Here is a 22,258-nt window from a genome sequence, read left to right as displayed (position 1 = left end):
CAGCGGTGATCGTGCGTCGGGTCGGCATCGCGATCGCTGTCGCGCTGATCGCCCTGATCGGTTTGTGGATCGCGGCACTGACGCTGTTGCCGGGCGCGCCCGGCGGCTTTGCGCGCCCGAACGCCGCGCCGGCTGATGCCGCCGTCGACCTGCTCGCGGTGCCGGTGGCCGGGGTGCCGCGCGGGGCGATCCGCGACAGTTGGGGCGACCCGCGCGACAATGGGTTGCGTGCGCATCACGGGACCGATGTGATCGCCCCCGCCAATACGCCGGTGCTGGCGGCGGCGGCTGGCAAAATCGAGAAACTGTGGACGAGTGAGGCGGGCGGAACGGCACTTTATGTGCGCGCACCCGATCGGAGCTGGACCTATTATTATGCGCATCTGGCGGGATATGCGCCGGGGCTGCACGAGGGGCAGGTCGTCAAACCGGGCGATCTGCTCGGGTTCGTCGGCGATACCGGCAATGCCGGGGCGGGGAATTACCATTTGCATTTCGGGCTGACCCGCACGACGCCTGAGCAACACTGGTATCAGGGCGAGGACGTCGATCCCTATCCCTATCTCGCCGGAAAGATGCCGCCGCGCTAATCTTGGGTGAACCGATACAGCGTCACCGTCTCCGGCAAGGGCAGAGGCGCGGCACCCGGATGATCCAGATGCGCCGCGATCACGTCGATCAGGGCGGCAATGGTCTTTCCATCGGGATGATGGTCCGCACCGCGGATGACCAAGCTGAACCCCGCGCGTTTCGCGTCGATCGCAGCGTTGTGGAGCGCGTTACCCATTTGTGGGGGGACTGTCTCGTCGGCGGTGCCGTGGATGATGAAGAGCGGCTCGTCGAGCGTCGGGACGGCGGCGAGATTGTCGTAGCGATCCGAAATGAAGGCACGCGCGATCTTCGGGACCATCGCCCGCAGCCCGGTGAAGGTGCCGATCGTGACGAGCGCATCGAGCTTCTGCCGCGTGGCAAGGCCGAACGCGACCCCGCCGCCCAGGCTATGCCCGACCACGATCACCCGTCCGCGGCCCGCCAGCCGCCGCGCCTCGGCATAAAAAGCATCGGCATCGCGCGCGAGGCCGGCCTCGCCGGCGCGGCCGGGATTGCCCGAATAGCCACGATATTCAGCAGCGACGATGCCATATCCTTGCGCGATCAGCGGTGCGAACCACGCGAGCGTCCCCATCGCGCTCGATCCGTTGCCGTGAAACACGAGCAGCGTCGGCTTGCCCGGTTGCGCGGCCACTTCCGTACCGGTGATCGCTAGCGCATCGGTCGTGGTGACCGTGACGCGGGTCGCGCCGACGGGTAGGGGTGCGGTGGCGATCGGCACTGTCGGCGCGGGATAGATCCGATCGTGGATCGACTGCCCGAGCACGGGCGTCGTGCCCGCCACGACGATCAAGGCTGCGCTGAGCGCCGCCATCCCGCGAAAACCCGTGCCCAGCCGTTTCATCCCGCTCCCCTTCCACGCATTCTTAAAAAGTATCGCCACCGAAATGAACGGTTGCTGTCCTAATTGCGGAGCGAAAAGCGTTTGGCTATGTGTCGCGATGTTTCCGGGGGGAAAGCGCATGTCCGATACGATCGTCACGACCGCCGCCGAACCCGATGGCGCGCCGCGCATTGCCAGCCTGGACGTGCTGCGCGGGATCGCGATCCTCGGCATCTTGTTCATGAACATCGACGGGATGGGCGCGTCGGGGCTGGCGGGGGCGCGCTGGCCGTTGTGGATCGGCGACTGGACGAAGCTCGACCAGATCGTGTGGTTCACGCGCCAAGTCTTTCCCGACGGAACCGCGCGGTGCCTGCTCGAACTGCTGTTCGGGGCGGGCATGGTGATCCTCACCGGGCGCGCAACCGATAGGGCCGGCGGGTGGCGTGCGATGCGGGCCTATTATTGGCGCAATATCGTCCTGTTCGGCTTCGGCATGGTGCATGTGTTCGGCCTGCTTTGGTATGGCGACATCCTGCACATGTATGCGTTGTGCGCCTTGGTCGTCTTTCCGCTGCGCAACTTGCCCGCGAAATGGCTGATCGCGTTGGGGCTGGTCTTTGCCACGGCGTCTGCGGTCGTGAGCATGCCCCGCATCTACAATATCGATGTCGAGAATGAGCGGCTCGCCGATGTCGCCGAGCATCGCGCGGCGGGGCAGCCGCTGTCGCGCACCGAGCGCAAGGCCGTGCGCAGCAACCACGGCTGGCATCGCAGCATCCGGCAGGATCGTTTCGCGGTCGCGCGCGAAGACCGCAACCGCACGACAAATTTCGCGCGCTGGCAAATGCAGGAGATCCGGACCTATACCGACCGCATTCCGACCGATTGGTCACGCGTGCTGTGGTGGTTCGGCGAAGCGACCTGCACGATGCTGATCGGTGCCGGGCTGTTCAAGCTCGGCATCTTGCAGGGACAGCGTAAGCGGAGCGTCTATGTCTGGATGCTGGTGATGGGGTATCTGGTCGGCGGCGCGATCCGTGGGATTGGTGCGTGGCAGACGATCCAGTTCGATGACAGCGTATCCTTTACCTGGAGCTTGCGCGAATTCGGGCGGCTGGCGATGACGCTGGGGCATGTCGGACTGCTTTCGCTGTTGCTCTCGACCGTCCGCGGGTCGGCGCTGCTGAAACCCTTCGCCGCCGCCGGGCGGACCGCGCTTACCATCTACATTTGTCAGACATTGATTTGCCTGTGGCTGCTCTATCCGCCCCTCGCGCTTGGCCTGTACGTCACCCAAGGCTGGGCGGCGCTGATGGCGACGGCGGTGGTGATCGACGCGGTTTTGCTGATTGCCGCGAACATCTGGGTGCGGCACTTCACGATTGCACCGGTCGAATGGCTGTGGCGCTCGATCGCGGCGCTGCGACCGTTGCCGTTTGGCCGGGTTCATGCTCCACCGCCACGCCACGCGCCCGATCTCGCCCCCGCCTGATCCTTTCGCCAGGAGCCGCCTGCATGTCCGATCTCGCCATGACCACCGCCGCCGAGCCCGATGGCGCGCCGCGCATTGCCATACTCGACATCCTGCGCGGGATCGCGATCCTCAGCATCTTGTTCATGAACATCAACGATATGGGCGCATCGCTCTACGCCTCGTTCGACGATTTTCGCCACTTGGGCTGGTCGGCGACCGATCAGGTTGCGTGGTGGCTCCGCCAAGTGCTTGCCGACGGGACGGCGCGGTGCTTGCTCGAAATGCTGTTCGGCGCGGGGATGGTGATCCTGACCGACCGCGTGGCGACCAAAGCGAGCGGGTGGGCGATCATGCGTCGCTATTACGCCCGCAACCTGATCCTGTTCGCATTCGGGTTAGTCCACATCTTCATCCTGTTGTGGCCGGGCGATATCCTGCACACATACGGAATCGCGGCGCTGGTCGCCTTCCTGTTCCGGCGGTTGCGGCCGCGCTGGCTGATCGTGATCGGGCTGTCGCTGGCGGTGCTGTCACTAACGTTGGGCGGCTATTTCGGCTATTATCAAACACTGCAGACGCGGGCCCAGGTCGTGGCGATCCAGGCGAAGGTGACGGCGGGCAAGCCGATTTCGGCGGTCGAAAAAAAGACCCTCACCAAGGATGCCGAGGCCAAGCAGAAGCGTGCCAAGGCCAAGGCCAAATCGAAGGCCGACATCGCTGCCGAGGATGCTGCGCGCACCGGCACCTTCATGACCTGGGCGGCGATGCAGTGGCATGTCATCATCGAGCTGGAGTCGAACTTCCTCGAAATCCTGTTCGTATGGGAAGCGAGCAGTGTGATGCTGATCGGCGCCGCGCTCTACAAAATGGGGATTTTGCAAGGGCGCTGGTCGCGGCCCTTCTACCTTTGGCTGACCGCGATCGCCTATGCCGTCGGGATTTCGCTCAGGATCTGGGGCGGTCTCGCGCTCACCGCACCACCGGGAACGGGGCCGCATCTTGCGCCGATGGCATATGAAGTCGCGCGCTTGGCGATGACGCTGGGGCATGTCGGACTCATCAACCTGCTGGCAATGACCGGCTTCGGTGCAGCGCTGCTGCGGCCGTTCGTGGCGGCGGGGCGGACCGCGCTCAGCATCTATATCGCCCAGACGATGATTTGCCTGTGGGTGCTGTACCCGCCCTTCATGCTCGGCCTGTATGGGAAAATGACGTGGGGGCCGCTGATGGTCACGGCGTTCATCATCAACGCGCTTCTGCTGATCGGCGCAAATCTGTGGGTAAAGCGCTTCGATATCGCGCCGGTCGAATGGGCGTGGCGCTCGCTGGTCGAAGGCCGCGTGTTGCCGTGGCGCAAGCGCCCGCGCGCGGTGCGCGATCCTGATCCTGACGCGGGTTCTGCGGCGCGGCCGGCGCTTGCCTGATCGCGGCCGCATAACCCGGCGAGTGCGGGCGGTGCCTGGGTACCGGGCTTTGCAGTTGCTCCTGGATTTCGGTCGCGGGGCAGAGCGACGGCAGTCGGCGTTGTTGCGGATCCGCGCGTCGGCGAGTCTCTTTCAGCCGTTTGGGACAACGTGGCCAAATCGCTATCCAAGGATCTTTGCTGAATTGCGCGATCGGCTGGGCCAGGCGGCGAGCGTTCGGCTCTTGTCGTTTGGATGTTCGACTGGCGAGGAAGTCGCGTCGTTGCGCGCGCATTTTCCCAACGCCTTCATAAAAGGGGTCGATATCAGCCCGGAGCGGATCGCGATTTGCCGCGGGCGGTTGCTTGATGCCGAAGCCGGGCGGACGCAGTTCGAGATTGGCGTTTCAGTGCGCGGCGAGGATGCGGCGGTGTACGATGCCGTGCTGGCAATGGCGGTTTTCCGGCACGGTCAACTTGGTGATTATGCGGTAACGGAGAACCGCCTCCTCGATTTCGACCGGTTCGAGCGCGCGGTAACCGACCTTGCGCGGACGGTGCGGCCGGGCGGGTATTTCGTGCTGCGCCATTCGAATTTTCGCTTCACCGATACCGCGGTGGCCGCCGAGTTCGAGACGGTGGGATATGCGCAGTGCGTCTCGCCGCTGTTCGACCGCAGCGGTGCGCGCTTGCCCGATCAGGCGCGGGAAGCGGCACTGTTCCACAAACGCTAACCAAAGCCGCCCTTTACGCCGCTTGAAACCCCCGCGATAAGCGCCGCCATCGCCCGGCCTCGTCGGGTGCGGACATAAGCGGGACTGGAGATGCACGATGCGTGGCGTTTGGGCTCTTGGCGGCGTCATGCTCGCCTGTGCAGCGGTGCCTGCTGTGGCTGCTGACAAGGTTTCCGACCAGAAACTGACGTTGACGCGCGTGTTCGGCAGCCCCGATCTGTCGGGCGTGCAGCCGCGCGGGCTGAAACTGTCGCCCGACGGGACGCTGCTCACCTCGCTCAAGCCGCGCGCCGATGAGAAGGAGCGCTTCGACCTGTGGGCGCTCGACACGCGCACCGGGCAGGAGCGAATGCTGGTCGATTCGAAGAAGGTCGGCAGTGGTGCCGAACTGTCCGAGGTCGAGAAGATGCAGCGCGAGCGCGCGCGCATCGCGGGATCTAAGGGCATCGTTGCGTACGATTGGGCACCCGACGGCAAGACGATTCTGGTGCCGCTCGACGGCGACCTGTATCTCGCTACGCTCGACGGCAAGACACGGCGGCTGACCGACACGCCCGAGGGCGAGCTCAACCCGACCGTCAGCCCCAAAGGCGGCTTCGTAAGCTTCGTGCAGGGGCAGAATCTTTTCGCACAGCCGCTCGGCGGCGGGACCGCGACCCAGCTCACCCGCGATGGCGCGGGCACGGTGCATTGGGGCGAGGCTGAGTTTGTGGCCCAAGAGGAAATGGACCGTCGCACCGGCTATTGGTGGTCGCCGCAGGACACGCACATCGCGGTCGAACGCTTCGATGAAGCCCCTGTCGGCGTGGTCACCCGCGCGGCGATCGGCGCGAACGGGACCAAGGTCTATGACCAGCGCTACCCCGCCGCCGGCTCACCCAACGTGAGCGTCGAGCTGTTTGTGATGAAGGCCGATGGATCGGCGCGGGTGAAGGTCGATCTGGGGAGTAATCCCGACATTTATCTGGCACGGGTCGATTGGACGCCCGATGGGACCGTGCTTCTGGTGCAGCGCCAGAGCCGCGACCAGAAGACGCTCGATATGCTCAAGGTTGATCCGGCGACGGGCAAGAGCGTCGTGTTGTTCACCGAGAAATCGGGCGCACGCAGCTGGCTCAATTTGTCGGACGCCTACCATCCGATGAAGGATGGCAGCTTGATCTGGCGGTCGGAGCGGACCGGCTACGGCCACCTCTATCGCTTCGCCAAGGGCAAGTGGACTGCGCTCACCAGCGGCGATTGGGTGGTGCAGTCCCTCGCGGGGATCGATGAGGCCAAGGGGCGGCTATATTTCGTCGGCAACAAGGACGATGTGCTCGAGCAGCATCTCTACTCGGTCGACATCGCGCACCCGAACGTGATCACGCGCCTGACCGAGACCGGCTGGTGGAACAATGGCACGATGGACGGGGCCGCGACGCGCATGATCGTATCGCGCTCCAACCCCACGCAACCGGCGCAAGTCTATCTGGCGGATGCGACGGGCAAGCGGCTGTCGTGGATCAACGAGAATGCAGTGACGCCGGGGCATCCGTATTACCCCTATCTCGCACAGCATCAGCAGACCAAGTTCGGCACGATCAAGGCCGCCGACGGCACGCCGCTCTATTGGGAAATGATCACCCCGCCGCTCGAACCGGGCAAGAAATATCCGGTGTTCTTTCAGCATTACGGCGGCCCGGGCACTGGCCAGCAGGTCACGCGCGCCTGGGGCGGGGCGCTGGCGCAATATCTGGTGCAGCACGGCTATATCTATTTCCAGATCGACAATCGCGGCTCGTTCAACCGCGGCAAGGCGTTCGAGGATCAGATTTATCGCGCGATGGGAACGGTCGAGGTCGCCGATCAGCTGGCGGGCGCGACGTTCCTGAAGGAGCAACCCTTCGTCGCTGGCGATAAGATCGCGACCTATGGCTGGTCCTATGGCGGGTACACGACGCTCAAGATGCTGCAGGCCAATCCTGGCGTCTATGCCGCGGGCGTATCGGGTGCGCCGGTGACCAGGTGGGAATTGTACGACACGCATTATACCGAGCGTTACATGGGGTCGCCGGTGGCGGATGCGAAAGCCTATGCGGCGTCGGATGCGTTGCAGGATGCAGCGAAGATCGCCGATCCGCTGCTGCTGATCCACGGCATGGCCGACGACAATGTCGTGTTCGAAAACTCGACCGCCTTTGCCGCCGAAATGCAGAAGCAGGACCGTCCGTTCGAGATGATGTTCTACCCCGGCTACACCCACCGCGTCGGCGGGCCCGGGATCAGCGAGCATCTGTGGAACACGATCCTGACGTTCCTCGATCGTACCGTGAAGGACAAAAAGTAAGCGCATGCGCTTCCTGACCAGCTTTCATCTTTGGCCGTTCCTCGACACGGTCGTTAGCTACGTCGCGGCGTTCGTGCTCGGCACGATGATCGGTGCGGAGCGGCAATATCGGCAGCGTACCGCCGGGCTGCGGACCAACGCGCTGGTTGCGCTGGGGTCGGCTGCGTTCGTCGATCTTGGGCAACGGCTGGGTGGTGACGTCGAGTCGATCCGCGTGATCGCCTATGTTGTGTCGGGGATCGGTTTCCTCGGCGCTGGCGTCATCATGAAGGAAGGGATGAACGTCCGCGGGCTGAACACCGCTGCGACCTTATGGTGCTCGGCCGCAGTCGGCGCGATTGCGGGCAGCGACATGTTGGCCGAGGCGGTGCTGCTAACGGGCTTCGTGCTGTTGGTGAACACGGTGCTGCGTCCATTGGTCGACGCAATCAACCGCATCCCGCTCGACGCGCGCAGCATCGAGGCGACCTACAGCGTCTCGATCACGACCGAAGCGCACCAGGCCGGCCCGATGGGCGATTTGTTGACCGATCATCTTGAGACCGCGCAATTGCCGGTTGCCGAGTTGGACGTCGTGCAGCGCGGCGAGGATCGCGTGGAGATCGTCGCGACCTTGGTCAGCACCAATGTCGCGGCCGGGGTGCTCGACTCGCTGACCGATCACCTTGCGACGGTGCACGGCATCGCGCATGCAACGTGGCAAGCGCGCACGCACGATTAGCGAAGGCGTTGGACGTTCGCGCGCAATCCCGCTACGGGCGCGCGACGTTTGGAGATTTTTATGGGTTATCGGATCGTAGTCGTCGGCGCGACGGGCAATGTCGGGCGCGAGATGCTCAACATTCTGGCGGAGCGTGAGTTTCCGCTGGATGACATCGCTGTGGTCGCGTCGTCGCGCAGCCAGGGCGACGAGGTCGATTTCGGTGAGACGGGTCGGAAGCTCAAGGTCCAGAATATCGAGAATTTCGATCCGAGCGGCTGGGACATGGCGCTGTTTGCGATCGGCAGCGAGGGCACGCGCCTCCACGCGCCGCGCTTTGCCGCCGCCGGCTGCACGGTGATCGACAATTCGTCGCTCTACCGGATGGACCCCGACGTGCCGCTGATCGTGCCGGAAGTGAACCCCGAGGCGATTGCGGGCTATACCCGGCGCAACATCATCGCCAACCCGAATTGCTCGACCGCGCAGATGGTTGTCGCGCTCAAGCCGCTGCACGATTTCGCCAAGATCAAGCGCGTCGTCGTCTCGACTTATCAGTCGGTGTCCGGCGCGGGCAAGGCCGGGATGGACGAACTGTTCGAGCAATCGCGCAATATTTTCGTCGGTGATTCCGCCGAGGCGAAAAAGTTCACCAAGCAAATCGCCTTTAACGTCATCCCGCATATCGACGAATTCCTCGATGACGGATCGACCAAGGAAGAGTGGAAGATGGTGGTCGAGACCAAGAAGATCCTCGATCCCAAGATCAAGGTCACCGCGACATGCGTGCGCGTGCCGGTGTTCGTCGGGCATTCCGAATCGATCAACATCGAATTCGAGAATGAGATTTCCGCGGCGGAGGCCCAGAAGATCCTGCGCGAGGCCCCCGGCGTGATGCTGATCGACAAGCGTGAGGACGGCGGATACGTGACCCCGGTCGAATGCGTCGGCGAATATGCGACCTTTATCAGCCGCGTGCGCGAGGATCCGACAGTCGAGAACGGGCTGTCGCTGTGGTGCGTCAGCGATAACCTGCGCAAGGGTGCGGCGCTGAATGCGGTGCAGATTGCGGAATTGCTTGGGCGGAAGTTCCTGAAGAAGGCGGCTTGAGCGGGCTCAAATGGTTGCTACACTCGTCCGATGGTCGATATTTTCCTCGAACTGCCGGATGCTTTGATCCGCGCTTACGAGCGCAAAGCTCGGGCTGTCGGGAGTGATGTCGAATCTTTGATGCGCGAAGTTATCGAGCAACGCGGGCTGGGTTTGCTGCCTACCGCTTGTAAGGACGGCGGACCGCTCAGTGACGATTGGCTCGTCAAAGCGGCAGAGATCGAGACAGAATATCACCGACTTGGCTATGACCGTGGCTGGCGCTTTATGATGTGTCCCCAAGCCAACATTTCCTCGGCAAAACTGCTTGTCATAACATTGAATCCCGGCGGCAGTGGCGTTCACGGGACGACTTGGTCGCATGAGGCGGGGAACGCCTACTGCATCGAGTCTTGGGGCGAAATAGAAGCCGGCAAGGCAAAGTTGCAGCGGCAAATGCAATCGATGTATGATTTTCTCGGGGTTGGCCCTGAAGAGGTGTTCACCGCGAACTATGTCCCGTTTCGTAGCCCAACTTGGCAGGATCTAGGCCGTAAGCCAGAAGCGATGGCTTTTGCAGAATATTTATGGGCGTGGCTTAAACCCAAAATCCAATTCGAGATGGCAGTCTGCATCGGTAAAGATGAGCCAGCAAAATCGTTAGCGAAGCTTTTCGGTGCAAAGTTAGAAGCCACTGTCGAAATTGGTTGGGGCAAAGTAACTGCTGATCGTTATCGTCTCCCCGACCGCAGAATGCTCGTTGCACTACCCCATTTGAGTCGATTTTCGGTGTTCGACCGTGTTGCCAGCGAAGTTAAACTTCGCGAACTTTTCCAGCAATGATCGCGATCGAAGGCGGATGCCGTTGCGGTGCGACGCGGTACAGCATCGCAGTCGAGGTGATGCCGCCGGTATATTGCTGCCATTGCACTGATTGTCAGCGCTGGACCGGGAGCGCGTTCAGCGAACAGGCGGTGGTCCGCACGGAAAGCTTGACGGTGACCGGGCCAGTGGTGGATTATATCTATGAAAATCGCAGCGGGGCACAGTCGCATCAGCGCGTTTGTAGTGTGTGTCACGCGCGCATTTTCAATACCAATAGTCGGCTGCCGGGCATGGCGGTTGTTCGGGCGGGAACGCTCGATGCGATGTGCACGCTGGAGCCACGGGCGCATATCTGGGTGTCGAGCAAGCAGCCGTGGGTGGTATTGCCCGACGATTTGCCGACATTCCTCGAAAACGCCTCGCCCGCAGAATTTCTCAGGATCGTGATGCCATGACGCTGACCGCCGATCTCTATTTCTCGTTCCGCAGCCCGTACAGCTATCTGGCGATGCCGAAATGCCGCGCGGCGATCGCGCGCTACGATCTCGATATCGCGCTGCGTCCTGTTTATCCGCTTGCGATCCGCGAGCCGACCTTCTTCGAGCGCAACCACCCCAATTGGCTGCGTTATACCTTTCTCGACGTGTTGCGGCTGGCGCAGCATGACGGCATCACGATGCTGCCGCCGCGCCCGGATCCGATCGTGCAGGACATCGCCACGCGGCAAATCGCGGCGGAGCAGCCCTATATCTTCGCGCTGGTGCGGATGGGGCAGGCGGCGGCCCGGCGCGGGCGCGGCTTTGCCTTTGCCGATGCGGTGTCGCAGCTGATCTGGGGCGGGACCGAGGGGTGGCATGCCGATGCGCATCTGGCGGCGGCGGCGCAAGCGGCTGGGCTCGATTTCGCCGAGTTGCAGGCCGAAGCGCGCGATGACGCGGTCGCACTCGATGCCGAGCTCGCCGCCAACCAGGCGGCGCTGGAGGCCGCGGGGCATTGGGGCGTGCCGACGCTGGTCTTCAACGGCGAGCCGTTCTTCGGGCAGGATCGTGTCGACCTGGCGATTGCCCGGATGAAGGCCGCCGGGCTGGAGGAGCGGGCGTGACCGTGGCTTTGGATCCGCAGTTTTTCGAAAGCTTCGACGGCACGCGCCTTGCGTGGCGTGAAACGGGGACAGGCCGGCCCGTAGTAATGATCCACGGCTATTTCTCCGATGCGACCGTCAACTGGATCAAATACGGCCATGCGGCCAAGGTCGCGGCGGCGGGGTTTCGGGTGATCATGCCCGATCTGCGCGCGCATGGCTCCAGCGCCAAACCGCACGATGCCGCTGCCTATCCGCGCGACGTGCTGATGCGCGACGGCTTCGCGCTGATCGAACATCTCGGCCTCGCCGACTATGACCTGGTGGGCTATTCGCTTGGTGGACGCACGGCGGTGCGGATGCTGGCCAACGGGGCCACGCCGCGGCGCGCGGTGCTGTCGGGCATGGGGTATCAGGGTATCACCTCGACCGAAGGCCGGGGCGGGTATTTTCGCAACGTGCTGACCCATCTCGGCAGCTTTCCGCGCGGATCAAGCGAGTGGATGACCGAGGCGTTCCTGAAGACGACCGGGGGCGATCCGGTGGCTTTGCTGCACATCCTCGATACCTTCGTTGACACGCCGCATGATGAGCTCGCGGGGATTGCGACGCCGACGCTGGTCGTCAACGGCGCGGATGACGACGATAATGGATCGGGGGCGGAATTGGCCGCCGTGCTGCGCGACGCAACCTTCCGCGCGGTGTCCGGCAACCATATGAGCGCGGTGCTCAAGCCCGAACTTGGCGATGTGATCGCGGACTTTCTAACGGCTTGACCGAGCAAGGACTGCGGCACAGGTTGCGGCAGCTTTGCATAAGAGGACTCGCATGATCCGCACTGGAATTTCGTCGCTCGCTTTGGTCCTGTCGCTCACCGCCGCACCCGCGTTCGCCGACGCGCCGCCGGTCGCGGCTGTAACGCCGGCGCCACTCCCGACCCCGGGGGAGGCCGACGTCTTCGTCGCACGCGCGGAGAAGGAACTGGCCGATTTCTCTACCCCGGCGCAGCAGGCGGCGTGGATCAACGCGACGTACATCACCGACGATACCGATGCGATCGCCGCGAAATTCGGTGCGGAGGGGACCGAGATGCAGGTTCGCCTTGCGCTCGCGGCCGCGAAATATGCGGCGCTTCCGGGTCTATCGTTCGACACCAAGCGCAAGATCGATCTCCTGCGCAGCGGCCTGACGCTACCTGCGCCGACCACGCCAGGGGCGGCGACCGAGCTGTCGACGATCGTGACGCGCATGTCGTCCGGCTATGGCAAGGGTCGGGGCACGCTCGACGGCAAGCCGATCAACGGCAGCGACATCGAGGCGGCGATGGGCACGGTGCGCGATCCGGCCAAGTCGCAGGAAATGTGGGTCAGTTGGCACGATAACGTCGGCGCGCCGATGCGCGGCGATTATGCGCGGCAAGTCGAGATCGCGAACAAGGGCGCGCAGGAGCTTGGCTATGCCGATGTCGGCGCACTGTGGCGTTCGGGCTATGACATGAAGCCGGACGAGTTCGCCGCGCTGACCGACAAATTGTGGAAGCAAGTCGAGCCGCTCTATGTCGCGCTCCACACCTATGTCCGCTGGAACCTCAACGCGAAATATGGCGATGCAGTGCAGCCCAGGACCGGCCCGATCCGTGCCGATTTGCTCGGCAATATGTGGGCGCAGGAATGGGGCAATATCTATGATGTGGTCGCGCCAAAGGGTGCGGGCGATGTCGGGTATGACACGGGCGATTTGCTCAAGGCCAAGGGCTATGACCCGATCAAGATGTTCCGCACGGGCGAGGGCTTCTATTCTTCGTTGGGCTTCAAGCCGCTGCCCGATACCTTCTGGGCGCGTTCGCAAATCACCAAGCCGCTCGATCGCGAAGTGATCTGCCATGCCTCGGCCTGGGACGTCGACAGCAAGGACGATCTGCGCATCAAGATGTGCACCAAGGTGAATGGCGACGATTTCGTCACGATCCACCACGAAATGGGCCATAATTACTACCAGCGCGCCTATAACACGCAGCCCTTCCTGTATGAGAATGGCGCGAATGATGGCTTCCATGAGGCGATCGGCGATTTCGTCGCTTTGTCGATCACGCCCGATTATCTGGTGAAGATCGGGCTGCTCGCGCCCGACAAGGTGCCGACGCCCGACAAGGATATTGGCCTGTTGCTCAAGCAAGCGATGGATAAGGTCGCGTTCCTGCCGTTCGGGTTGCTGATCGACAAATGGCGCTGGGGCGTGTTTTCGGGCGCGATCCCGGCGACCGGCTATGAGAAGGGCTGGAACGACCTTCGCCTGAAATATCAGGGGATCGTGCCGCCGGTGCCGCGCGACGAGACCCGCTTCGATCCGGGTGCGAAGTACCACGTGCCCGCCAGCGTACCGTACACGCGCTACTTCTTGGCGCGGTTGCTGCAGTTCCAATTCTATCAGGCGGCGTGCAAGCAATCGGGCTGGAAGGGGCCGCTGCATCGCTGTTCGTTCTACGGAAACAAAGCGGTCGGCGATAAATTGAACGCGATGCTGGCAATGGGGCAGAGCAAGCCGTGGCCCGATGCGTTGGCGGTGTTCACCGGCAGTCGCGAGATTTCCGGGCAAGCGATGGTCGACTATTTCGCGCCGCTGAAGACGTGGTTGGACAAGCAGAACAAAGGGAAGCCGAGCGGGTGGTGATCGAGCGCCCCTCCCTTTATGAGGGAGAGGTGCCGTCGATTACGCCGGGATCGTCCCCTCATCTGCGATCCGCGCGTTAAACGACGCGCTCGAATCGCTGCCGTCGGCCTGATGCGCGTGGTCGCTTCCGATCAGCGTATCTTCCATGTCGCTGAGCACGCTCGACCCGCGCAGTGCGAAGAGCGCTGCGGTGGCGACCGCGCCGACCGCCGCGACTCCGCCGACGATTGCGGCGGTGGCCCAATGGTTGGTCTTTGTGCTTGTGGCGCGGGTCGTGGCGTTGCGGGTACCCGTCTTCTTGGCGGCGGGCTTGCGGGTCGTGGTTTTGGCGCGGGTCTTGGTGGTAGCCATGTCGGGTGCTCCTGAAATTATTGAGCATCCCCAACGCGCGAGATCGAAGGCGTTTCCCCCTTTGCCTCCGCGGTTCTCCGGCGAAAGCAGGCGTCCAAAGTTACGAAGGGCGCCGCTGGCACCCTGGGCTCCTGCCTTCGTAGGAGAACCGCGCGCTTACCGGAACGGCGGCTCGTTGAACGCGCGCAGCTTGCGGCTGTGCAGCTTCTTGCCCTCGCGGCGGAGTTCTTCGCACGCTTCGATGCCGATGCGCATATGCTCGCTGATCGCGCGTTCGTAGAAGCGGTTGGCTTGTCCGGGCAGTTTCAATTCGCCGTGGAGCGGCTTGTCGGAAACGCACAAGAGTGTCCCGTAGGGCACGCGGAAGCGATAGCCCTGCGCCGCGATCGTCGCCGATTCCATATCGATACCGACCGCGCGGCTGAGCGAGAAGCGCAGAGCGCTGCGCGAATATTGCAGCTCCCAATTGCGGTCGTCGGTAGTGACGATCGTACCGGTGCGCAGGCGGCGCTTGAGTTCGTCGCCCGACTGGCCCGAGATCGTCTCCGCCGCACGCGCGAGCGCCATTTGCACCTCAGCGATCGCGGGGATGGGGATTTCGGGGGGCAGCACGTCGTCGAGCACGTGATCGTCGCGCAGATAGGCGTGCGCGAGCACGTAATCGCCGATCCGCTGGCTGGGGCGAAGCCCGCCGCAATGGCCGATCATCAGCCACGCCTCGGGGCGCAGCACCGCGAGATGGTCACAGATCGTCTTGGCATTCGACGGACCGACGCCGATATTGACGAGCGTGATGCCGGTGCCGTCCTCGGCGATCAGATGATAGGCGGGCATCTGGTGTCGCCGCCATGCGCTGGTATCGGCGAGCGCCGCCTCGACATCGTCGCCCGCGCGCAGCAACACGCCGCCCGCGCCCGAGACGGCGGTGTAACGCGAGCCCTCTCCGAGCTGGCTGAACGCCCAGCGGACGAATTCGTCGACATAGCGGTGGTAATTGGTGAACAGCACATAACGCTGGACATGCTCGGGTGGCGTGCCGGTGTAATGGCGCAGCCGCGCGAGTGAGAAATCGGTGCGTAGGCCATCGAACAGCGCGAGCGGTCGGATACCGGTCGTGACCGCATAGAGGCCGTCGGCAATCTCGTCGCCGATATGCGCCAGCTCGGTCGCCGGGAAATGCCGCGCCAGATCGATTGCGGAGATTTGATCGAGGCTAAGTACATGGCCGGGATCGATAACATAGGGAAAGGGGATTTCCTGGCGGCCGGGGACGGCCTCGACCGTAACGTCATAATCCTCGATCAGCAGCGTGAGCTGTTCGGTGAGATAATCGGCGAAGATCGCGGGTTTCGTCACGCTGATCGCATAGTCGCCTGCGCTGACGAGCCGCCCGAACGATCGCATCGGCGCTGGCCGATCGCCGCCGCCGCGATAATGCAGGCGGATCTCGGGATAGGCGAAACTGCCGTCGCGCCGCGACTCGGGCGGGGGCGGGGTGCCGGTGGTAATATAGGTGGTAAGCGCGCTCTGGAGGCGCTCGACCGAGGCACGGTAGAGCCGGTTGAGTTCGGCGACGATGTCGGATGCTTGCGTCATCCTTAGCGGCTAATGCCGGATCGTGACGTGCGCAAGACCATGACGGCGCGCGCTGTACGCGCGCGCCGTCCGGTTTCCTATTTCTTGGCGCTGGTCTGGTCGTCGCCGAACAGCTTGGTCGCGCCGAACACGGCACCCGCGACGGCGGCAGCGGCCCCGGCGGCAATCCCGGCGGCGGCGAGCGGATGCTCCTTTACCGCCTCGATCGTCGCCTCAAACGCATCTGTCACGGCTTCCTGCGCTTGTTCGAACAAGGTCTGTTCGCCAACGGCCTTTTTCGCTTCGGTGGTAACGTCCTGGGCGAGGTCCTTGGCGGCATCTGCGACTGTGTCGGTCATGATCGTCTCCTTGGCAAAAAAGGTGCGTTCATTGCGGTAACGAAGCACGAGCGACGCTGTTCCGCGCCCGCACGCCCTTCGTCGCGCGTCAGATTTCACTCAGCAGATGTTCGGCCGAAGAAACCTCGAACGCGCCCGGCGCTTCGACGTTGAGCTGTTCGACCACGCCGTCATTGACGAGCATCGAATACCGCTGGCTCCGCTCGCCCATGCCGAATTTCGATCCGTCGAAGGTCAGGCCGACGGCACGCGCGAATTCGGCATTGCCGTCGGCAAGCATTGTGATGTCGCCCGCGTCGGCGGCCTTGCCCCACGCACCCATGACGAACGCATCGTTGACCGAGGTGAAGGCGATCTCATCGACACCTTTCGCCTTCAGCGCATCGGCGTTGTCGACGAAGCCGGGCAAATGCCGCGCCGAGCAGGTTGGCGTGAAGGCGCCGGGGACCGCGACGAGCGCAACCTTGCGGCCCTTGAAGAACGCGTCGGAGCTGATCTGGTCTGGGCCGTTTGCGGTGGCCTTGGTGAGGGTGATGTTGGGAATACGGTCGCCGACGCTGATCGTCATGGGGGAAGCTCCTGTTGGCCGTTTTGTGTGTGGCGCGACGTACCTCGTGCAAGCCGCCGCGAATTTCAAGCGTGGCGGCGGGCGGGCGGGGCGCTTATGGGTCGTGACGATGAATAGCGCCCGTTATCTCACCGGTCAGTTCCTGCTGGCCATGCCCGGAATCGGCGATCCGCGCTTTGCACGTGCCGTCATCGCGATGTGCGCGCATGATGCCGAAGGCGCGCTGGGCATCGGCATCGGCACGACGATCGCGGGACTCGGGCTGCACGACTTGCTGCGCCAGCTTGAGATCGACCCCGGTGTCGCGCCCGATGCGCCGGTGCATCTCGGCGGCCCGGTCGAGCCGCGGCGCGGGTTCGTGCTGCACGGGCTCGATTGGGGCGGGCAGGACACCGTTGTAGTGGTCGGGCAGGACGGCCCGCGCTGGGCGTTGTCGGGGACGACCGACGTGTTGAAGGCGATCGCGGCGGGAAGCGGACCCAGCCAGTGGCTGGTAGCGCTCGGCTATGCCGGGTGGGGCGGAGGGGCAGCTCGATGGAGAAATGACCACGCACGGCTGGTTCAACACCCCCGGCGACACCGCCTTGCTCTACGCGACCGAGGCCGACGAGCGCTGGGCGACCGCCTTTGCCAGCGCCGGAATTGATCCGCGCCTGTTGGTGAGCGGCGCGGGGCGGGCCTAGTTTGGTCTGTAAGATATAAAGACATCTTTATATTTGATTTGGACGGCAAGGCAGGGTACGGGGCGCGCGTCAACCAAACCGGAGATACCCGCGTGGCCACCGTTCTCGACCGCAAGACTGACTATGTCGTTGCCGACATTTCCCTCGCCGATTTCGGTCGCAAGGAAATCAACATCGCCGAGACCGAAATGCCCGGCCTGATGGCATTGCGCGAGGAATTCGCCGCGTCACAACCGCTGAAGGGCGCGCGCATCACCGGATCGCTGCACATGACAATCCAGACCGCGGTGCTGATCGAGACGCTGACCGCGCTCGGCGCCGATGTCCGCTGGGCGACGTGCAACATCTTCTCGACGCAGGACCATGCCGCCGCCGCGATCGCCGCGACGGGCGTGCCGGTGTTCGCGATCAAGGGCGAGAGCCTCGCCGATTATTGGGATTATGTCGGCGACATCTTCAACTGGGGTGCCGACACCGACAAGGGCGGCAACGGCCAGACCGCCAACATCATCCTCGACGATGGCGGCGATGCGACGATGTTTGCTTTGTGGGGCGCCAAGCTCGAAGTCGGCCACACGCTGGGCGAGCCCGAGAATGACGAGGAAGTCGAATTCCAGCGCGCGCTGAAGGCGTTCGTCGCGAAATATCCCGGCTATTTGACCGACACGGTCAAGAACCTCAAGGGCGTCTCGGAAGAGACCACCACCGGCGTGCACCGCCTGTACGAGATCGCCAAGAAGGGCGAGCTGCCGTTCCCGGCGATCAACGTCAACGACTCGGTCACCAAGTCGAAGTTCGACAACCTTTACGGCTGCAAGGAATCGCTGGTCGACGCGATCCGTCGCGCCACCGACGTGATGCTTGCCGGCAAGGTCGCTTGCGTCGCCGGCTTCGGTGACGTCGGCAAGGGTTCGGCCCAGTCGCTGCGCAATGGCGGCGCGCGCGTGATGGTGACCGAAGTCGATCCGATCTGCGCGCTGCAGGCGGCGATGGAGGGCTTTGAAGTCGTGACGATGGAAGAGGCGGTCACGCGAGCGGATATTTTCTGCACCGCGACCGGCAATGCCGACGTCATCACCGCCGAACATATGGCGGCGATGAAGCCGATGTCGATCGTCTGCAACATCGGCCATTTCGATTCGGAGATTCAGATTTCCGCGCTCAGCAATTATGAGTGGGACGAAGTGAAGCCCGGCACCGACCTGGTAAAATTTCCTGACGGCAAGCAGATCCTGATCCTCGCCAAGGGGCGCCTGGTCAATCTCGGCTGCGCGACGGGCCATCCGTCGTTCGTGATGTCGGCAAGCTTCACCAACCAGACGCTCGCGCAGATCGAGTTGTGGACCAAGGGTGAGAACTATAAGAACCAGGTCTACGTCCTGCCCAAGCATCTCGACGAGAAGGTCGCCGCGCTGCATTTGGAAAAGCTTGGCGTAAAGCTGTCGAAATTAACCCCGAAGCAGGCCGGATACATCGGCGTGCCGACCGAAGGCCCGTTCAAGCCGGATCATTACCGGTATTGATTGCGTAGGCGGCGGAAACGCCGAACGCGAATTGACCAAGTCTTAAAAAACGCCGCGTCCGACCGATGGGTCTGGCGCGGCGTTTTTGTTGCTTGCCAGCAACAGTTCTGAAACAAATGGAAACACGGCCTTGCCTTTCCGCACCAAATCTCATCCTCTGAGGACAGGGCTATAATGCGCTAAACAAAGGGGTTTTTATGTCGTTGGTTGGAACGCGCTCACGCGTGGCGTTGACGCTCTCTGCGTCCGTCTTGTCACTTTCTATTGCTGGCCCTGCTCTTGCTCAGGTCGCGCCGGTGGCACCGACTCCGCAAGCGTCGGAAGCGACGGATGACAAGGAAATCGTTGTCACCGGGTCGCGCATCTCGCGCCGTGGGACCGAGACGGCCTCGCCGTTGCAGACGATCACCTCGCAAGACCTCGACGCGCGCGGTTACCAGACCGTTGCGCAGGCGCTGAATGAGCTTCCGTCCTTCGGCGTGCCGGGGGCATCGCCAGTCGGGTTCAACCAGTCGGGCTTCGGTGCTGGTCAGAGCTTTGTCGATTTTCTGGGTCTGGGTTCGCAGCGCACGCTGACGCTCGTTAACGGGCGTCGCTTCGTTTCGGGTAACACAGCATCGATCTTCGGTCCGACCGGTTCGGGCGGGAACCAGGTCGACTTGAACGTCATCCCGACCAAGCTGGTCGATCGGATCGAGACCGTCGCAGCGATCGGCGCGCCGATTTACGGTTCGGACGCGATCGCCGGCACGATCAACATCATTTTGAAAAAGAACTATCAGGGCGTCGATATCGACGTGCAAAAAGGCGTCTCGCGGCGCGGGGATGCCCCGGATTATCGCGTCCGTTTTCTGGCAGGCAAGAACTTTGCCGGTGGCCGCGGCAATATCACCGTTTCCGGCGAATATAATGAGTCGACAGGGTTATTTTTCAACGATCGCGCTTCGACCGCGTCGGATAATCGCTTCGCACAATCGCGCAGTGGAACCGGCCCGCAGCCGATCTATACCGACAACCGCGTGCCTTCGATTTCGCCATATGGCATCCCAATCGTCGGCGGGGCTGCTGTTGGTTTCGACCTGACGCTCACACCGCAACAGTCCAATCTGTTTTTCGGTGACTCGACGCTCAATTTCGGCGTGAACAATGCTGCGGGAACGCAGCTGAAGTTCGATCCGCAAGGCAATCTGATCCCGATCGTTTACGGTAGCACGATCGGGCCGGATACCGGCTTCAGCGTGTTCACCAGCGGCGGTAACGGTTTCACGCTGCGCGACGTCGAGAATCTCCTCACCGACATCAAGCGGTACAACACCAACGTCGAAGCGTCGTTTGATCTGACCGACAAGATCCGGATTTTCGGTGAAGGCTGGTACAGTGTCAGCCAGGGACGCAATCTCGCGGCTCAGCCGGTTTACAATAGCGGATTGTTCGACGCGGCCGGAACGCGCGATGGCAACCTCATCGTGTCGATCAACAATCCGTATTTGACCTCTGCGGCGCGTGCGGCGATCCAGAATTCGATCACGAACAATCCGCTCAGCGACCAAAATGATCCATTCGGTCTTAGCACCCTCAATGGACGTCCCCAGGATTATTTCTACCTCGGTCGTGCCAATGTCGATCTGTCATCTGGCGTTTCGACCGGAAAATCCGAAGTGATTCGGTTTGTCGGCGGGCTCGATGGATCGCTCAGTGTCCTGCCTGGGCGAGACTGGAAGTTTGAGGCGTATTTCAATTACGGTCGTGCGCGCACGAGCAGCCGCAATCCGGAATTGAACGAGGTGAATTTCCGCAACGCGATCAATGCGGTGAGCGTCGGCGGAAACATCGTCTGTGCACCGGGCTTCACCAATTCGGTGATTGCCACGATCAGTTCGACGTGCGCACCGATCAATCCGTTCGGGTCGCAAATTTCTCAGGCAGCACGCGATTACGTCACGACGATCGCAACGCCGGTCAACACCAACAACCAATATGACGGCGTGATCTCCTTGGCGGGCCCCGTTTTCAAATTGCCTGGTGGGGACTTCGCTTTCGCGCTCGGCTACGAGCATCGCGCCGAGGATTCGAGCTTTGATCCGGGTCTCTTTTATTATGGCAGCGGAACCGGAACATCGGCGCAACGTGGCAGCTATGGCCGATCGGTGCCGATCGACCCCGTGTTCGGCAAATATCACACCAACGAGATTTTCGGCGAACTCAACGCCGACCTCATCTCCGCCAGCAATGATATTCCGTTCATCAGCCAATTGTCGTTCCAGACTGCAGGCCGCTACATCTGGAACTCGCAAGCCGGTGGCGATCCGACCTATACGTTCCAGGGCAGATACGCGCCGATCCGCGATATTGCGTTCCGTGCGGCATTCACGCGTGCGGTGCGTGCGCCGTCAATTACCGAGGCTTTCAACCCGACGTCGAGCGCGTTCGGTTTCGCAACGGACGTGTGCGACAATTCGCTGGTCAACAGCGGCCCCGACCCAGTGACTCGCAAGAAAAACTGCGCGGCAGCGGGCGTTCCTGCAAACTTCGTGTCGCTCAGCGATCAGCGTTCAATCCAGACCTTCACGTTTGGCAACACGGCGTTGACGAGCGAAAAATCGGATAACTTCACCGTTGGCGCGGTTGTGAAACCCCGTTTCATCCCGGGCTTCAGCGCGACCGTTGACTATGTGAACATCAAGCTGAACAATGCGATTAGCCAGTTCTCGAACAATCAGGTCGTTTCGGCGTGCTACGACTCGACGAATTACCCCAACAATCCGTTCTGCGCACTTGTCACGCGTGACTTCCGCGGCACCCCCGGGGTTGGTAACTATGCCCAGTTGAGCAACGTCGGGACGACGTATTTCAACTCGGCTCAGCTGAAATATAAGGGGATTTTGGCGGAAGTCGCGTACCGGACCGGTTCGCCGTTCCTCGGGCGCGGCAGCCACGTCGGGTTTACTGTGAACTACCAGTATCTGGATACACTCTCGACCGTCGTAACCGCCGGATCGCGAGCCGTCTTCACCAGCAACTCGGTTGGCTACTCGCGTAACAAGGGTGTCGCGACAATTCGCTACGATAATGGCGGATTTTTCGGACAGGTTCAGGTTAATTATATTGGGAAAACACGCGTAGACCCGAATACAGCTTATAATTTTTATACCGTCCCCGAAGTGAAGGCGTTCACCTATGTCAACCTGTCGGTGAAATATGATGTCGGAAGGAACTTCTCGCTGAATGCCGACATCGACAACCTTCTTGATGCCAAGGCTCCATACCCCTATTCCGCTTCTGGCGGAACGACTACGTACTTCCAGGGGATTCTAGGAACGTATTTCCGCTTTGGCGCGGCTGTTCATTTCTAATATTAGCTGAGTTCGTACTTTCTGGGCGGGCGGATATCTGTTGATATCCGCCCGCTTTTTCTGTTTGCTGGACTGGGTACAGACGGTAGGGCGTGCGACACCCATAT

Annotated in this window: 19 protein-coding genes and 1 pseudogene; 15 read left to right on the top strand and 5 right to left on the bottom strand. The window is 62.3% G+C overall.

The genetic code is table 11. The features are described 5' to 3' along the window. Nucleotides 1-5 precede the first annotated feature (5 nt). On the top strand, nucleotides 6-590 hold the full coding sequence (locus tag IEV62_RS03755; protein ID WP_229732804.1) for a M23 family metallopeptidase: 585 nt from the start codon (nucleotides 6-8) through the stop codon (nucleotides 588-590). Here the strand turns inward: IEV62_RS03755 and IEV62_RS03750 are convergent. Beyond that, the gene (locus IEV62_RS03750) at nucleotides 587-1,456 is read right to left on the bottom strand and encodes an alpha/beta hydrolase (RefSeq protein WP_188445522.1); all 870 of its coding nucleotides are present in this window, start codon (nucleotides 1,454-1,456) and stop codon (nucleotides 587-589) included. The two genes, IEV62_RS03755 and IEV62_RS03750, sit on opposite strands and share 4 nt — an antisense overlap. A gap of 118 nt (nucleotides 1,457-1,574) precedes the next feature. Between IEV62_RS03750 and IEV62_RS03745 the strand changes: the two genes are divergently transcribed. The 11 genes from IEV62_RS03745 to IEV62_RS03695 all read left to right on the top strand — a co-directional run bounded on the left by IEV62_RS03745 (nucleotide 1,575) and on the right by IEV62_RS03695 (nucleotide 13,739). Further along, entirely contained in the window at nucleotides 1,575-2,930 is a 1,356-nt protein-coding gene (locus IEV62_RS03745) for a DUF418 domain-containing protein (protein ID WP_188445521.1), read from the top strand. 23 nt (nucleotides 2,931-2,953) lie between these two features. Beyond that, nucleotides 2,954-4,336 (top strand): DUF418 domain-containing protein, encoded by a 1,383-nt coding sequence (locus tag IEV62_RS03740; protein WP_188445520.1) that lies wholly within the window; start codon nucleotides 2,954-2,956, stop codon nucleotides 4,334-4,336. A gap of 22 nt (nucleotides 4,337-4,358) precedes the next feature. Further along, entirely contained in the window at nucleotides 4,359-5,048 is a 690-nt protein-coding gene (locus IEV62_RS03735; RefSeq protein ID WP_308510505.1) for a class I SAM-dependent methyltransferase, read from the top strand. A 97-nt stretch (nucleotides 5,049-5,145) separates the two neighbouring features. Then, nucleotides 5,146-7,374 (top strand): S9 family peptidase, encoded by a 2,229-nt coding sequence (locus tag IEV62_RS03730; RefSeq protein WP_188445518.1) that lies wholly within the window; start codon nucleotides 5,146-5,148, stop codon nucleotides 7,372-7,374. A 4-nt stretch (nucleotides 7,375-7,378) separates the two neighbouring features. Further along, nucleotides 7,379-8,095: an MgtC/SapB family protein gene (locus tag IEV62_RS03725; RefSeq protein ID WP_188445517.1), complete on the top strand. Its 717-nt coding sequence runs from the start codon at nucleotides 7,379-7,381 to the stop codon at nucleotides 8,093-8,095. A 60-nt stretch (nucleotides 8,096-8,155) separates the two neighbouring features. Further along, complete coding sequence (locus IEV62_RS03720; protein ID WP_188445516.1) at nucleotides 8,156-9,184, top strand: aspartate-semialdehyde dehydrogenase; 1,029 nt, start codon at nucleotides 8,156-8,158, stop codon at nucleotides 9,182-9,184. A gap of 30 nt (nucleotides 9,185-9,214) precedes the next feature. Continuing rightward, nucleotides 9,215-10,006: a hypothetical protein gene (locus tag IEV62_RS03715; protein WP_188445515.1), complete on the top strand. Its 792-nt coding sequence runs from the start codon at nucleotides 9,215-9,217 to the stop codon at nucleotides 10,004-10,006. Then, a complete protein-coding gene (locus tag IEV62_RS03710) occupies nucleotides 10,003-10,443 on the top strand; it encodes a GFA family protein (RefSeq protein ID WP_188445514.1) in 441 nt (146 codons plus the stop codon). Before IEV62_RS03715 ends, IEV62_RS03710 begins: the two co-directional genes overlap by 4 nt. Further along, on the top strand, nucleotides 10,440-11,090 hold the full coding sequence (locus tag IEV62_RS03705; RefSeq protein WP_188445513.1) for a 2-hydroxychromene-2-carboxylate isomerase: 651 nt from the start codon (nucleotides 10,440-10,442) through the stop codon (nucleotides 11,088-11,090). The genes IEV62_RS03710 and IEV62_RS03705 overlap by 4 nt, the downstream gene beginning before the upstream one ends. Continuing rightward, nucleotides 11,087-11,845 carry an alpha/beta fold hydrolase gene (locus IEV62_RS03700; protein ID WP_229732803.1) on the top strand — a complete coding sequence of 253 codons (759 nt, stop codon included), beginning with the start codon at nucleotides 11,087-11,089 and terminating at the stop codon, nucleotides 11,843-11,845. Before IEV62_RS03705 ends, IEV62_RS03700 begins: the two co-directional genes overlap by 4 nt. Nucleotides 11,846-11,897: 52 nt before the next feature. After that, entirely contained in the window at nucleotides 11,898-13,739 is a 1,842-nt protein-coding gene (locus tag IEV62_RS03695; RefSeq protein ID WP_188445512.1) for a M2 family metallopeptidase, read from the top strand. 39 nt (nucleotides 13,740-13,778) lie between these two features. Here the strand turns inward: IEV62_RS03695 and IEV62_RS03690 are convergent, their stop codons facing one another. From IEV62_RS03690 to IEV62_RS03675, 4 genes are all read right to left on the bottom strand, one after another. Further along, nucleotides 13,779-14,090 carry a hypothetical protein gene (locus IEV62_RS03690; RefSeq protein ID WP_188445511.1) on the bottom strand — a complete coding sequence of 104 codons (312 nt, stop codon included), beginning with the start codon at nucleotides 14,088-14,090 and terminating at the stop codon, nucleotides 13,779-13,781. 156 nt (nucleotides 14,091-14,246) lie between these two features. Beyond that, entirely contained in the window at nucleotides 14,247-15,686 is a 1,440-nt protein-coding gene (locus IEV62_RS03685; RefSeq protein ID WP_188445510.1) for an AMP nucleosidase, read from the bottom strand. Nucleotides 15,687-15,763: 77 nt separating this feature from the next. Next, nucleotides 15,764-16,024 (bottom strand): hypothetical protein, encoded by a 261-nt coding sequence (locus IEV62_RS03680; RefSeq protein ID WP_188445509.1) that lies wholly within the window; start codon nucleotides 16,022-16,024, stop codon nucleotides 15,764-15,766. 88 nt (nucleotides 16,025-16,112) lie between these two features. Then, nucleotides 16,113-16,592 carry a peroxiredoxin gene (locus IEV62_RS03675; protein ID WP_188445508.1) on the bottom strand — a complete coding sequence of 160 codons (480 nt, stop codon included), beginning with the start codon at nucleotides 16,590-16,592 and terminating at the stop codon, nucleotides 16,113-16,115. Nucleotides 16,593-16,701: 109 nt separating this feature from the next. On the opposite strand from IEV62_RS03675, the pseudogene IEV62_RS03670 reads away from it, so the two are divergent. The 3 genes and pseudogenes from IEV62_RS03670 to IEV62_RS03660 all read left to right on the top strand — a co-directional run bounded on the left by IEV62_RS03670 (nucleotide 16,702) and on the right by IEV62_RS03660 (nucleotide 22,151). Continuing rightward, nucleotides 16,702-17,275, top strand: a pseudogene (locus IEV62_RS03670) (YqgE/AlgH family protein). A gap of 92 nt (nucleotides 17,276-17,367) precedes the next feature. Continuing rightward, complete coding sequence (gene ahcY, locus IEV62_RS03665) at nucleotides 17,368-18,798, top strand: adenosylhomocysteinase (protein WP_188445507.1); 1,431 nt, start codon at nucleotides 17,368-17,370, stop codon at nucleotides 18,796-18,798. Nucleotides 18,799-19,094: 296 nt separating this feature from the next. Beyond that, nucleotides 19,095-22,151 (top strand): TonB-dependent receptor domain-containing protein, encoded by a 3,057-nt coding sequence (locus IEV62_RS03660; protein WP_188445506.1) that lies wholly within the window; start codon nucleotides 19,095-19,097, stop codon nucleotides 22,149-22,151. Nucleotides 22,152-22,258 lie beyond the last annotated feature (107 nt).

Source organism: Sphingomonas psychrolutea (assembly GCF_014636175.1).
Lineage (GTDB): Bacteria > Pseudomonadota > Alphaproteobacteria > Sphingomonadales > Sphingomonadaceae > Sphingomonas > Sphingomonas psychrolutea.
The sequence above is the reverse complement of the archived record's forward strand: the minus strand, read 5'-3'. Positions and strand labels throughout refer to the sequence as shown.